Source organism: Bifidobacterium stellenboschense, assembly GCF_000741785.1.
Taxonomy (GTDB): domain Bacteria; phylum Actinomycetota; class Actinomycetes; order Actinomycetales; family Bifidobacteriaceae; genus Bifidobacterium; species Bifidobacterium stellenboschense.
In genome coordinates this window covers 53,990-67,472 of the sequence record NZ_JGZP01000012.1, presented here as the reverse complement: position 1 = coordinate 67,472, position 13,483 = coordinate 53,990, and the positions used below count along the sequence as shown (strand labels likewise).

Genomic DNA, 13,483 nt, shown 5'->3' with positions numbered 1-13,483 from the left:
ATACCGTCAGCGGGAGGCGCGACGGGCGGCGACCGCGTCGGCGAGCGTGTGCAGCAGCTCCTCGGTGCGGTCCCACGGCACGCACGAGTCGGTGACCGACTGGCCGTAGACGAGCTGGTCGAGCGGGGCCGGCTTCTGATGGCCGGCGACAAGGAAGCTCTCCATCATCACGCCGAGAATGCCCGGCTCGCCTTCGGCGACGCGCTGCGCGATCTCCTCGACGACCTCGGCCTCGCGCACCTCGTCCTTGCCGCAGTTGCCGTGCGCCGCGTCGATGATGAGACCATGCTCGCTCGGACCGGACGCCTTCGACTTCCTGAGGTCTTCGAGGGCCTGCGCGACCGACGCCTTGTCATAGTTCGGGCCATGGTTGGAGCCACGCAGCACGAGATGGCAGTCGGGATTGCCCTTCGTCTCCGCGGAGATGACGCGGCCGTCCAGATTGATGGACAGGAAATGATGCTCGAACGCGGCGGCATAGCAGGAGTCGGCGGCCGGCTTGATCGAACCGTCGGTCGCGTTCTTGAAGCCCACCGGCATCGACAGACCGCTCGCGAGCTCGCGGTGCACCTGGCTTTCGGTGTTGCGCGCGCCGATCGCACCCCAGCTGATGAGATCGCAGATGTACTGCGGGGTGATCGGGTCGAGCCATTCGGTCGCGGTGGGCAGCCCGAGTTCGAGCACGTCGGACAGCACCTTGCGCGCCAACCACATGCCCTTGCGGATGTTGAAGCGTCCGTCGAGGTCCGGATCGTTGATGAGGCCCTTCCAACCAATCGTGGTGCGCGGCTTCTCGAAGTACACGCGCATGACGATGAGCAGCCGGTCGTTGAGCTCGCGGTTCACGGCGGCGAGCTTCGTCGCGTACTCGTGCGCCGCCTTCGGATCGTGGATCGAGCACGGGCCGACGATGACGAGCAGACGGTCGTCGCGACCGTGCAGGACGTTGCGGATCTCCTGACGGGAGGTGAGCACCAGTTCGCTCATCTCATCGGTGAGCGGCAGTTCCCTCAGGAACGCGCGCGGCGCCGGAATCGGGTCGAGCTGGCGGATGTTGACGTCGACGGTCTCGGGAAAGACGGCCTGCTCCCCCAAACGACGCGCGTCCTCGGAACTGTCCGGACCACGAAGTGCTGCCATGCCGACTCTCCTTTCTTGACCATGAGTCATTCGATATGCATGCGCTGCGCATGCGACATGCATGCGACATGCGATATGCGCCGCACCGTGCGGCAACCACTTCACTGTAGTGGCCGGCGCCCGAAATACGAAACCGGCCGGCCGTTTCGTGGAACGGCCGGCCGCTCACCGAACCTACGGACAACCCACCGGGTTGCCCGCTTAACGGTTCGGCGGCTCAGGAGCTCTCGCCTTTCAGGCGAGAGCTCCCATCGGATCCCATGCGGGCAGGGAGATGGCGGGCTCTTCGAGGACGGCCTGGTACTCCTCGGGCAGGAGCGCCTTGGGGACGGCGACCTCGTAGACGTACTCGGTGAACCAGTCGTCGCTCATCGTGAAGTAGCCCTTGTCGGCGATCTTCGCACCCCAGGAGTTCTCGACGCGCCAACGGCGGGTCGTCGTGCCATCCTCGGCGACGTCCACGCCGGCGAAGGCCATCGCGTGGTTCATCGCGGAATCGGCGAAGCGCACGCGCTCCTCCTTGTCGAGATCGAAGTCGAAGTCGTAGATCGAACCGTACTCGAACAGATCGGTCGCCCACGCGCCGGACTCACGGTCCATGAACGGGTGGCAGTCGGCGCCGAACCACACCGGGATGCCCTGCTCGACAAGGATCTTGCGCACGCAGTCCTTCATGAACTGGTTCGGCACGTTGAGGTATTCGGTGGCATCGCCGCCGGCCACGTTGCCGAGGTGCTCGATGGCGATCTTGCGGCCCTTCGGATGCTCCTTGCGCGGATCGTCGACGAGGCAGACGTAGCTTTCCAGATCGGCGGAGCCCACGTACTTCTTCCAGAACTCCTGCGGCGTGATCTCGCCGTCGCGGTGGAACTCGCCGTCCGCGTCGGTCCACTCCCAGTCGAAGGAGACCGGCGGCTCGCCGAGGTGGATGGTGAGGATGCGGTGGCCGGCGGCGCGCGCCTCGGTGACGATCTCGTCGATCGTCGCATCGTCGCCGGCTGCGAACGCGGCGAACATGCGGGCGACGGCGGTGTGCAGCATGTGGCGCAGCTGCGTGTTCATCGCGCCGGTGTTCTTCGAGGAAGCGGTCTCCGGGTAGAGGTCCTTCGGCACGGCGCCGTACTTCTTGTACACGTTCATCGCCATCGTCCACTGGCCGCCGTCGCCCATCACGTCGGCGAGCAGGTGCTGGACGAGACGGGAGTCGGCGGGCTCGCCGGCGCGCACGAGGGCGGCCACGTCCTGCAGGAAGTAGTTGATGCGCTCGAGCTTGTCGTAGTACATGGCGTAGTTCTGGGAGAACTCGAACTCCTTGACGTTCAGGTTCTTCTTCGCCACGAAACGCGCCACGTTCAGGGAGCTGAACAGCCAGCAACGGCCGGAACGGTCCTGGTGGGTGGCTTCGCCGTTGTCCACGACGGTGGAGAAGCGGCGCTGCAGCAGGCGTGCGCGGTCATAGTTCTTCGCGACGGTGTCGATGCCGGCGGCGGTCACCGCGTTCATCGCCATACGGTTGGTGCCGTCATCGTCGAAATCCTCGCGCAGGACGGTCAACGCGTCGTTGCTCAACGGCTGCAGTTCAGTCATATCCGATTATCTCCTTAGGTCTCCTTGTGGGCGGATAACAACCGGAACCAGCTTACTCGCCGCCGCGCCGTGGCGGAACCGCGCAAGCGGCGTTCCGCATGGTGGACGCGACGCGCTCGAAAAACGACGACGCCCGTCTTCCGCGCGTATACGTGCGGAAGACGGGCGTCGTGGCGCCGTTGCGGCACGGCCGTCGGTCGGTCTCAGTCGGCGTCGTCGGGCTGCGGGACCGGCGCGGGCGCCTGCTGCGCGTCGGCGGCGGGCGCCGTCTCGACACCGGTCTCGGCGCTGCCGTCGCCGGCGTTCTCGCCGTCGGCCGGCTGCGCGGCTTCCGGAGCGGGCACGGCGTTCTTCACCGGCACGTCCGGCGCGGCGACCGGATCGCCGAGGAAGCCGGAGAACGCGTTGGCGAACATGGAACGCAGTTCGGTGACGCGCTGCGTGATCTGCGCCTCGCGCTGCTGCAGCTCGTGGATGTTCTTCTTGAGACCGTCGAGCTCGACCTGCGCGGCGGTGCGACGCTCCTCGATCTGCGCTTCGGCGTCCTCGCCCGCCTTCTTGAGGATCGCGGCGGCCTGGGCGTCCGCATCGGCGCGCTTGGACGCGGCGTAGGAGTCGGCCTCCTCGCGCACGGTCTTCGCCTGGCTGACGAGCTTGTCGGCCTCGGCCTTGGCGGCGGTGCGACGCTCCTCCAGATTGTCGAGCAGCTCGCTGACCTTCTTGGTCGCCTCCTCCTGCTGGGCGGCGATGTCGGTGCGGATCTGCTGGACCTCGGCGTTCACCTGGCTCATCGTCTTGGTGCGGTGCACTTCGGCGTCGTCGGTGATCTCCTGAGCCTTCGACTTGGCCTCGTCGGTGATCTCGCCGGCCTTGCGCTGGGCGTCGGTCATCATCTTGGAGACCTGCTCGCGCACGTCGGCGAGCTTCTTGTTCGCCTCGGCGAGCGCGGCCTCGATCTGGTCGTTCGCTTCGGACTTGAGGCGGGAGAGCTCCTCGTTGGTGCTCTTGCGCTGGGCGGCGATCTGCGCGGTGGCCGTGGCCTTGAGGTCGGACAGCTCGCGCTCCTGCGCGGCGCGCTCGGAGGCGAGCTTCTTGTTGTGCTCCTCGCGGGAGTTGCTGAGCTCGAGTTCGACGGTCTGGCGCTGCTCGGTCACGTTCTTCGCGGTTTCGGCGCGCAGCTGGGCGGCGTCGTTGCGGGCGGTGGTGGTGATGGTCTCGGCCTCGTTGTTCGCCTGGTCGAGAGTGGAGGAGGCGCGCTGGTTGGCGTCGTCGATGATGTGCTGGGCGTCGAGCTTGGCGTTGTTGATGAGCGTCTGCGCCTGCGCCTGGGCGGCCTTGCGCGTGGTGGCGGCGTCGGCCTTGGCGCGTTCGAGCAGCTCGGAGCTGGTCTGTTCGGCGGAGGCGAGCATCTGCTGGGCGTTGGCGCCAAGCGAGGCGAAGCTGTTGTTGGCGGGCTTGCGCTTCTTCTCCTCCTCCAGCTGCGCCTGCAGCTGCAGGATGCGGTCGTCGCCGGCCGCGATCTGCTCGCGCATGCCGGCGAGCGTGCGCTGCGCCTGACGCACGCGCTCCTGCGCGGCGGCGAAGGCCTCGTCGACCTTGTCTTTGTCGTAACCCCTCAACACGATCGGGAACTGATCCATGTCTGTCCTTTCGGCTCCATCACATCGCTCTACCCATAATGCGCCCTATGCGGGCATATCGAGCAAAATCGTATCCCATCACGGCCGGAAACGGGCCGGACGCGCCCGCAATGCACACATCATTACCCACTTTTGTTCGATGTCGGCGCGTCGCGGCGTCACGCGATGAGGATCTCCTTCGAGCTGGGACGACGGTAGTAGCGCACCGTCTCGCGCACCACGTCGCCGCCGGCCGAGACGAGCTGGCGCAGCGGCAGACCATGCTGCGGGTGCGGCGACTCGTTGACGAGCGGGAAGCTCACGAATCCGGCGAGCACGCGCTCCTGGCCGTGTGCCCAGTTGAGCAGGTTGTAGAACAGCGAGTTGCAGACGAACGTGCCCGCGTCCGAGCTCAGGGTGGCGGGAATGCCGTCATGCGCGAAATCGGCGATGATCGCACGCAGCGGCAGACGCGTCCAGTAGGCGGCGGGGCCGTCCGGGTCGATCGGCGCGCGTCGCGGCGCCACGTTGTCGGCGTCCGGCTTGGCGGCGTCCATGAGGTTCGTGGCGCACCGTTCCAGCATCACGCCGCGCGCCGTGTGCTTGAGCCCGGTGGCGATGACGATGTTCGGCTTCGCCTCCTCGATGGCGCCGAGCAGCGTGGGCCATGCCTTGGCGAAGCTGACGGGCAGGCTCACCGCGCGGATGGTGAGGTCCACGTCGTCGAGCCCGTCGACGCCGCGTTCGGCGAGCAGTTTCGGCACCTCGTAGGAGGGGTTGACGCGCACGTCGTCATAATGGTCGAAGCCGGAGATCACGACACTGAGCTGTTGCATGGCCCCCAGTCTACCCGTCCACGGACGGCCGGTCGCGCACGTGCCGCCGTCATCGTTCCAGCGACATGCGGATGAAGGCGGCGTGCTCGCGCAGATATTCGCGCAGATAGGGGATGGCGAAATCCACTTTCCCGTACCCTTTATCCACGATCACCTGCACTTCGAGGAGCCGCATGCGGTATCGCCCCGCGTATTTCACGCTCTTGCCCATGCGCTACGCCACGACGGACGTGGACGCCGGGCCGTCGTCCTGCGCCATCGCCAGCAGATACGTCTTATCGACGGCGGAAAGGCCGTCGAGCTCCGGCCCATGCACCGTGTCGCCGAGACGGCTCAACGCGTCGCGCACCCCACGACGCGCGTCCTCCTCTACAGGAATCTACAAAAGTCTACAAGAATCTACAAAGTCTACAAGGCATGAATCGCGCGCCGAGGGGACTATGCGAACGCCCGGCCGCATACGGGAATGCGGTCGGGCGTGATGGCCGGGCGTGACGGCCGGTCGGATGACGCGCGGTCAGCGGCGGTGCATCTGCGCGGCGGCACCGGCGAACATGGCGTGCATGCGCGCCTTCGCCTCCTCGCGCGTCATGTGATGCGTGAGATCGGCGGCGATGCGCTCGGCGACGGGAATGTCGGCGAGCGTCGTGATCTTGAGATTCGTCTCGCTGCCCGCGACGATCGCGACCGGCACGTCCGGCATGTAGTCGACGACGACGCGCGTGTCGTCGGTCGGATGGAAGTCCGGATCGGCGGCGGCCAACTCGTAGGCGCGGCGGATCGTCGCGAAACGGAACGACTGCGGCGTCTGCGCGCGGAACGTGTTCGGACGATCCGGCACGCTCGCGACGACCTTCCGGTCGCCGAGATCACGCGTGAGCAGCATGGTGTCGGTGGACGCGAACGCGACGGTCGCGGCGTCGTACTCGTCGAGCGCGTCGATCGAACCGTCGATCGCGGACTGCGCGACGAACGGACGCACCGCGTCGTGGATGAGGATCTTCGCATCGTCGGGGATACCGGCCGCGGCGAGCATGTCGAGCGCGGCGGCCGTGCTGTCGACGCGCTCGGCGCCGCCGTCGATGACGACGCGCACCTTACCGTAGCCGGCCTCGGCGATGAGACGCTCGACCTCGCCGCGCACCTTCGCGTTGACGACGACGACGATGTCACTGACGCGCTCGCACCGTTCGAACGCCTCGATGCTCCAGCACACGATCGGCTTGTCGCCCACGGAGACGAGCTGCTTGGGATTGTCGGGATCGAAACGCGTGCCGAAGCCTGCGGCGAGGACGACGCCCACGACGGGCACGATCTGGTTCATGTTCTCTCTCTCGGTCATAATGTCTCCACCGTAGAACGCGCCCCGGAACGGTGACGGAGGTCACACGCGCATCTGCACGGAATATCCGCCGGAACGCGTGGGGTCTGCGTCGGGACACGGGACCGCGGGCCGCGGGACCGCCGGCCACGGGACCACCCTCACCCGCTTCGCGGGAGCTCCCGCCAGCGGGAGCGGATGGGGTCGGCCCGGGGCCCCACGGCACGCAACCCAGCGGCCCACGGCTCAGCCCAGCGGCCCGCAGCCCCACAACCCCGCGGCTCCGCGGCTCAGTGGCGGACGATGAGGGCGAGGAGGCGGCCTTCATGGCGCTTGCCGGCCTTCGTGGCGCGGCGATGCGAGTACCACAGCGGGTTCTCGAGCGTGCACATGCTGTGGCGGATGGCCGCGATGCGCTCACTCAATTCGGCCGGGCCTTCGCCGTCGGCGCGGCACAGTTCGGCGAGTTCGGCGTCCTCCTCCAGATATTCGGTGGCGGCGTGGATACGCGGCATCGAATCGACGATGCGATGCACGCCGGCGAACGCGAGGTCGATGCGCGCGGCCTCGGCGATGTCGATGCCGGCGCCGCCGAAGCGCGTCGCGGTCTTGGTCAGCGGGAAGCGCTTGACGAACGTATCGGCGATCTCGTCGCCCACCTCGTAGCAGTCACCGCAGATGCACGGGCCGAGCGTCGCGACGATGTTCTTGGGGTCAGCGCCCTTGGCGGCCATCAGGTCGACGGTCGACTGGATCACACCGCGTTCGAGGCCGCGGCGACCACAGTGGGCGGCGCCGATCACGCCGCTCACGGGGTCGGCGAACAGCACGGGCAGGCAGTCGGCGGCGAACATGCCGAGCGCGACGCCGGTCTGCGCGGTGACCTGGCCGTCGGCCTCGACGACGTGCGGGGCGGCGTCGGTCGCCTCGGCGGCTCCCCCCGCGCTCGGCTCTGTCGGCTCGCCGGTCGCTTCGGTGGCGGCCGCGCCGGTGCACGTGCCGGAGACGTCGAAGCCGAACGGCGTGTTGATCTCAAACGCCTCGTCCACGTCGACGGCCTTGCCGGAGTGGACCTGCGAGACGAGCGAGAGGCGCGCGCCGACCGCCTCGGCGAGCGCGATGCGGTTCGACAGGACGGCTTCCGGGTCGTCGCCGGACTTGCCGCCCAGGTTGAGGTTGCCGAAGTCGCCGGTCGAGAGTCCCCCGAGGCGCGTCGTGTAGACGACGGTCACGCCGGGCACGAGCGCGATCGGGATGGTGACGGGGATGGGACGGCCCGCCTTGTCGGTGGAGCTGATCTGGTTCGAGTCGAGGATCGTCTCGTCGATTTCACTCATGATTCTTGTTCCTTACGTTGTCTTTGCGCCCCCTTTCAGGGGGAGCTGTCGCAAAGCGACTGAGGGGGGTCATTCAGCCTTCAGTGTGGGTTTCTTCGTGCGCGAGCGGATGGCCGCGTTCTCGGGCACCTCGTGCGGGCAGGGCAGCGAGAACACGTGCGCAGGGTTGTTGATCGCGGCGACGGGCACGCCGTCCGCATCCTCGAGCCCGGTGCCGGGCACCGTGTAGGCGAGCGGCTTCTCGCCGGGCAACAGGAATTCGACGTCCTGGCCGGGTTCGATCTTGTTGCGGCTCATGATGGTCACGCGGCCACCGCGCTCCGGGCTCCACGAGAGCACTTCACCGACGACCATCCACGCGCGGAAGTAGGCGGAGCGGTTGGTGTTCTGCGTCACCTTGCGCTCCGGGTAGTAGAAGCCGGTGGAGTAGTCGCGATGGGCGACCTTGTCGGGTTCGTCGAGCAGCCAGCCGGGCAGTTCGATGTGCGGCGCGGGTCGGCATTTCACGTGATGCCAGCCTTCGGGCAGCACCTCCTCGCGCGTGTTCGACTTACGGCGGGCGGAACGGGCCTTGTAGCTCAGCTGGTCGAGCTGTGCGCCGCCGGCGGAGCGGGCGGCCGCGTCCTCGGTCTTCGATGTCTTCGGCGTCTTCGACGGTGCGACGCGACCACCCTCACCCGCTTCGCGGGAGCTCCCGCCGGCGGGAGCGGCGGCGGCCGTCGCGTCGTCGCCTTCGACCGGCGACTCGCCGGGCACGCCGGCGAACGCCTTGTCCGCGTTCTGCTCGATCGCATCGTCGGCGGTGTTCGCGAAATCGGGGTCGTCGGGGCGAATCACGCGGTCGCGGAACGGCTTGATGACGGTGCCGTCCGCGGTCTCGAAGCCGCGCTGGACCATGTATTCGTTGACGGCGGTCTTGTACGCGTTGGTCATCGCGGCGATGTAGTACGCGGATTTCGAACGGCCTTCGATCTTGAGGCTCGTCGCGCCGGAGTCGATCAGGTCGTCGATATGGTCGAGCATGCACATGTCCTGCGAGTTGAACAGGTACGCGCCCTCCTCGGTCTGTTCGATCGGGAAATACTGTCCGGGGCGTTTCTCCTCGACGATCGAGTACTTCCAACGGCAGGGCTGGGCACACTCGCCGTGGTTGCCGTCGCGGCCGGTCAGATAGTTGGAGAACAAGCAGCGGCCGGAGAACGCCATGCACATCGCGCCGTGCACGAAACATTCGATGTCCATGTCGTCGGGGATGCGCGCGCGGATGTCGCGCACGGCCTGCAGGTCCATCTCGCGGGCGAGCACGACTCGCCTCGCGCCGAACTCGTAGAGCGCCTGCGCGGCGCCGTAGTTGGTGACTCCAGCCTGGGTGCTCACGTGCAGCTCGACGTCGGGGGCGATCTGGTGGGCCATCATCATCACGCCGATGTCGGTGACGATCATCGCGTCGATGCCGGTGTCCTTCAACTGACCGATGTAGTCGCGCATCGCCTCGACCTCGGCGTTGCGGGGCAGCACGTTGAGCGTCACGTACACGCGGCTGCCGCGTTCGTGCGCGTAGCGGGCACCCTCCTCGAAGTCATCGAGGCTGAGGTTCCTAGGGGCGCTGCGCATGCCGAACGCCTTGCCGCCGCAGTAGACGGCGTCCGCACCGTAGTCGACGGCGGTCTTCAGTCCGCGCAGGTTGCCCGCGGGGGCGAGCACTTCGGGCTTGCGGCGCATGCGCAGGGGGTTGTTGCCATTCGTATTCATCACCCAACAGTGTAGCGGCCCGTTCTCCCCTCACGGCCGTGCCCCGCGAAACGGACCGGACGCCACGTGCCCCGCCCGTTTCGCGGACTCCCCTCCCAACGAAACAATCCGGTCATCCCACATCCCATTCGTTTCGCAGAGAGCACTCCGCGCGAAAACGGTGCGCCAGACCACCGTTTTCCGCACGAGAATCGCGCGGAGAGATAAAGGCGTCAGAGGACGGCGAGGGCGAAGTCGATGAGGAGTTTGACGCCATAGAGGGTGATGACGCCGCCGCACACGCGGTTGAGGACGTCGATGATCTTCGGGCTGAACTTGTGGGCGAACGCGTTGACGACGAGCGTGACGCCGAGGAACCACAGCACGGAGGCGGTCTCCACGCCGGTGATGAACGGGGTGGTCTGGCCGGCGTGCAGCGTGGCTGCGAACGCGCCGAGCATCAGTGTGCCGTCGATGATGGCCTGCGGGTTGAACCAGGTGACCGCGCAGGCGGTGCCGATCGTGTCGATGAGTCCGCGTGCGCCGAGATGGGTGGCGGGGCGGGCGATTCCCGGACGGCCTGCGGCCGGACCACCCTCACCCGCTTCGCGGGAGCTCCCGCCAGCGGGAGCAGAGAGAGGGGTCGCGTCGGCACGAACACCCGGCGCCACGGAGACGGCGGCGTTGTCGGCGGTGCGACGCTTGGGGAGGACGAGACCCATGCCGATGCGGATGACGACGAGTCCGCCGAGGCCGAGCACGATGTTCTCCAGCCATGGGTGCGCCTGCATGATCGCGCCGATGCCGAAGAAGCAGGACAGGCTCAGTGCCATGTCGAAGCAGATGACGATGAGCGCGGTGATGAGCGCGTTGCGGCGCGTGCGCGTCAACGCCGAATTGATGACGAACAGGTTCTGCATGCCGATCGGCGCGATATACGCCAATCCCATCGTGAGCCCCTGAATATACAGTCCCATCCTCGCTCCTCGTTCCCTCGGCTCCCCTTGTCAGAGAAACCGGCGACCAGTATCCGCATTACGGATCCCGCCTGTCCCTCGGCTCCCCTTGTCAGGGGAGCTGGCGGCCGCAGGCCGACTGAGGGGTAGTCACGGCAACCCCTCAACCGGCTTTTTGATTTTGGCTGGGCGATTCACACCCAGCCAAAACCAGCCAAATACCGTTCAGCCAGCCAGCCATATACGAATTGCATATCATGCAATCCGCATCGTTCCAATACCGTTGCCATATCCTACGCAGCGGATTACACTTGGCAACCAGCCAAGATTATCTTGCTTCACCCAACCAAAATCCATAAGGAACCACCATGCCGCGCACCACGCCGCTTGACATCGATTGGACGCCGGACCGCACGAACACCACGCCCGTCACCGAACAGATCGTCGATTATATGTGCGGGCGCATCGCGTCCGGCGCATGGCCAATCGGCGCACGGCTCCCCAGCCAACGCGCGCTCGCGGAATCATTCGGCGTGAACCGGTCCACCATCATCGCCGCCGTGCAGGAGCTCGCCGACTACGGCATCGTCGAAGGCCGGCACGGGGCGGGTACGCGCATCGTGAGCAACACGTGGTCGCTGATGCTGCCCGGCGCGCCCGACTGGGCGGACTACGTCTCATCCGGATTCTTCAAGGCGAACAACACGACCATCCAAGCCATCAACCGGCTTGAATTCGACGCCACGAAGACGCGACTCGGCACCGGCGAGCTCGATCCTCGGCTTTTCCCGCGCGACATGTGGCGGCGCGTGGCGAGCGAGGCGGCCGCCGAGATCGACGCGCTCGGTTACCCGCCGCCGGAAGGATTGGACGTGCTGCGGGAGGCGATCGCCGCGCACATGCGCGATTGGGGCGTCGACTGCCGCCCTGGACAGGTGCTCGTCTCCTCGGGAGCATTGCAGGGATTGCAGATGATTTCGGTGAGCCTGTTATCGGCCGGATCGACCGTCTACGCGGAGGCGCCGAGCTACATCAAGTCGCTGCAGGTGTTCCAGTCGGCGGGTATGCGGCTCGCCGGCGTGCCGATGGACGGCGACGGTCTCGACGCGGACGCGCTGGGCGCGCTGCTCGACGGGAACGGCACGGCGGACCATACGGCCGTCACTGCGACGAGACGCGAAGGGCCCCGACAACCCGCGCCCGACACACCCGCCTTCCCCCGCAACCGCTCCGGCATCATTCGACAGGACGGTTCCGTCCTCTACACGATTCCCACGAACCACAATCCGACCGGCGTCACGATGCCCGAGCAGCGCCGCCGCACGCTCATCGACGCGTGCGTGACGCACCGGATGCCGATCATCGAGGATTGCGCGTATCAGGATCTCGTCTTCGAGGGAACCACGCCGCGCGCGCTCAAATCCTATGACGAGACGGGCATGGTGATCACGCTGGGCAGCGCGTCGAAGGCGCTCGCGCCGGGACTGCGCATCGGGTGGATCGTGGCCGACGAGCGAATCGTACACCGTCTCGCGGACGTGAAGATGCAGATGGATTACGGTGCGAGCACGCTCAGCCAATGGGTGTTCGCACGGTTCCTGACGAGCGGACTGTACGCGGAATATCTGGAGCGTCTGCGCGCCGAACTGCGTCGCCGGCGCGACGCGGCGCTGGAGACGCTGGAACGGCTGTTCGCCGGTCGCGCGCATTGGAACGTTCCGCACGGCGGGTTCTACATCTGGCTCACGTTCGACGAGCCGGTGCGCATGGGACGGCTGTTCCAGCAGGCCGCCGACCGCGGCGTGCTGCTCAATCCGGGCGACATCTACGATTTCGAGGGCGACAACGCCCTGCGCCTGAGCTACTCCTACACCACCCCGGAGGAGTTCGCCGGGGCGGCGCAGATAGTGGCCGGACTGGTGTGAGGCCGGGAATCAGCCGAGCTTGGCGGGCCGAGCCGTCAAGCGGACGGTCCGGTGGACCGTCCGTAGGCGAGGCCGAACGGCGACAGCCGTGAGGCGATGAATCAGCCGAGCTTGGCGAGGTCCTCTTCCGTGAGTTCGAGCTGGTCGGCCTTGAGGGAGTCGAGGATCGTCTCGGGGCGGTGGGCGCCGGGGATGACGAACATGTGGTCGCCCTTGGCGAGCTCCCACGCGAGCGTGACCTGCTGGTAGCTCACGCCGTGCGCGGCCGCGACCTCGCGGAACGGGTCGAACTTGGATTCGTCGTACGGGTGGCGGTAGCCGCCGAGCGGGCTCCAACACACGAACGCGAGGCCGAGCTTCGCGCAGTAGTCGAGCGTGTCCTGCGTCTCCAGGTGGATCGGCGAATACTGGTTCTGCACGGCGACGAGCTTGTCGCCGAGGATCGAACGCGCGATGTCGATCTGTTCGATCGACGCGTTGGACACGCCGGCCACGCGGGCCACGCCCTCGTCGACGAGCTGCTTCAGCGCTTCGATGGACTCGTTGTACGGCACTTCCGGATCGTGGCGGTGCAGGTACAACAGGTCGATGGTGTCGACGCCGAGCGCCATCGCCGACTGCTTGCCGTATTCGATGAGATGCTCCGGTTTGCCGTCGCGCGGCCACAGCGGCTCGCCGTGTTCGCCCCACACGCGACGCAGTCCGATCTTCGTGGCGACGGTCACCTCGCTCTTCGGCCCCTTCCACGTGTCGAGTGCCTCGTGCACGAGCTTCTCGCCGGTCTGTTCCTCCTCGCCGGGCGTGTAGTACGCCCACGCGGTGTCGATGTGGCGGCAGCCGGCGTCGAGCGAGGCGTGCAGCGTCTCGATGCCGACCTCATGCCCGCGGTTGTTCTCGATGGTCAGCGGCATTTCGCCGTGTCCGATCGCGGTGGTGGAGAATGGTCCCAGATTACGGTACAGCGCCATGATGCGTCCTTGTCCTTCCGTGGTTTCCCGTTGATGTCACGTTGCGCACGACCGACCGTATGC

The 13,483-nt window shown here is 66.8% G+C and carries 12 protein-coding genes; 1 reads left to right on the top strand and 11 read right to left on the bottom strand.

The window, feature by feature from the left end; translation table 11 throughout:
* Positions 1-6: 6 nt before the first annotated feature.
* The 10 genes from BSTEL_RS05095 to BSTEL_RS05060 all read right to left on the bottom strand — a co-directional run bounded on the left by BSTEL_RS05095 (position 7) and on the right by BSTEL_RS05060 (position 10,548).
* On the bottom strand, positions 7-1,140 hold the full coding sequence (locus tag BSTEL_RS05095) for a 3-deoxy-7-phosphoheptulonate synthase (RefSeq protein WP_034527963.1): 1,134 nt from the start codon (positions 1,138-1,140) through the stop codon (positions 7-9).
* A 234-nt stretch (positions 1,141-1,374) separates the two neighbouring features.
* Positions 1,375-2,727 (bottom strand): C1 family peptidase, encoded by a 1,353-nt coding sequence (locus BSTEL_RS05090; protein WP_034527961.1) that lies wholly within the window; start codon positions 2,725-2,727, stop codon positions 1,375-1,377.
* Between the two features lie 203 nt (positions 2,728-2,930).
* Positions 2,931-4,367 carry a cell division protein gene (locus BSTEL_RS05085; protein WP_051922862.1) on the bottom strand — a complete coding sequence of 479 codons (1,437 nt, stop codon included), beginning with the start codon at positions 4,365-4,367 and terminating at the stop codon, positions 2,931-2,933.
* Between the two features lie 158 nt (positions 4,368-4,525).
* Positions 4,526-5,182 carry a pyroglutamyl-peptidase I gene (locus tag BSTEL_RS05080; RefSeq protein ID WP_034527958.1) on the bottom strand — a complete coding sequence of 219 codons (657 nt, stop codon included), beginning with the start codon at positions 5,180-5,182 and terminating at the stop codon, positions 4,526-4,528.
* A 49-nt stretch (positions 5,183-5,231) separates the two neighbouring features.
* Positions 5,232-5,393 carry a hypothetical protein gene (locus tag BSTEL_RS12115; protein WP_156963172.1) on the bottom strand — a complete coding sequence of 54 codons (162 nt, stop codon included), beginning with the start codon at positions 5,391-5,393 and terminating at the stop codon, positions 5,232-5,234.
* A gap of 3 nt (positions 5,394-5,396) precedes the next feature.
* Positions 5,397-5,531 (bottom strand): hypothetical protein, encoded by a 135-nt coding sequence (locus tag BSTEL_RS12875; protein ID WP_274518536.1) that lies wholly within the window; start codon positions 5,529-5,531, stop codon positions 5,397-5,399.
* A gap of 168 nt (positions 5,532-5,699) precedes the next feature.
* Positions 5,700-6,524 carry an IspD/TarI family cytidylyltransferase gene (locus tag BSTEL_RS05075; protein ID WP_034527956.1) on the bottom strand — a complete coding sequence of 275 codons (825 nt, stop codon included), beginning with the start codon at positions 6,522-6,524 and terminating at the stop codon, positions 5,700-5,702.
* Positions 6,525-6,793: 269 nt separating this feature from the next.
* Positions 6,794-7,840, bottom strand: coding sequence for a purine nucleoside phosphorylase YfiH/LACC1 family protein (locus BSTEL_RS05070; RefSeq protein ID WP_034527954.1), 1,047 nt, complete (start codon positions 7,838-7,840; stop codon positions 6,794-6,796).
* 69 nt (positions 7,841-7,909) lie between these two features.
* A complete protein-coding gene (locus BSTEL_RS05065) occupies positions 7,910-9,592 on the bottom strand; it encodes a peptidase U32 family protein (RefSeq protein ID WP_084686124.1) in 1,683 nt (560 codons plus the stop codon).
* 212 nt (positions 9,593-9,804) lie between these two features.
* Positions 9,805-10,548, bottom strand: coding sequence for a LysE/ArgO family amino acid transporter (locus BSTEL_RS05060; RefSeq protein ID WP_034527952.1), 744 nt, complete (start codon positions 10,546-10,548; stop codon positions 9,805-9,807).
* A 347-nt stretch (positions 10,549-10,895) separates the two neighbouring features.
* Here BSTEL_RS05060 and BSTEL_RS05055 point away from each other — a divergent pair, with 347 nt between their 5' ends.
* Positions 10,896-12,452, top strand: coding sequence for an aminotransferase-like domain-containing protein (locus tag BSTEL_RS05055; RefSeq protein ID WP_034527950.1), 1,557 nt, complete (start codon positions 10,896-10,898; stop codon positions 12,450-12,452).
* A 101-nt stretch (positions 12,453-12,553) separates the two neighbouring features.
* Here BSTEL_RS05055 and BSTEL_RS05050 read toward each other — a convergent pair whose 3' ends face one another.
* Positions 12,554-13,420, bottom strand: coding sequence for an aldo/keto reductase (locus tag BSTEL_RS05050; RefSeq protein WP_034527948.1), 867 nt, complete (start codon positions 13,418-13,420; stop codon positions 12,554-12,556).
* Positions 13,421-13,483: the final 63 nt, after the last annotated feature.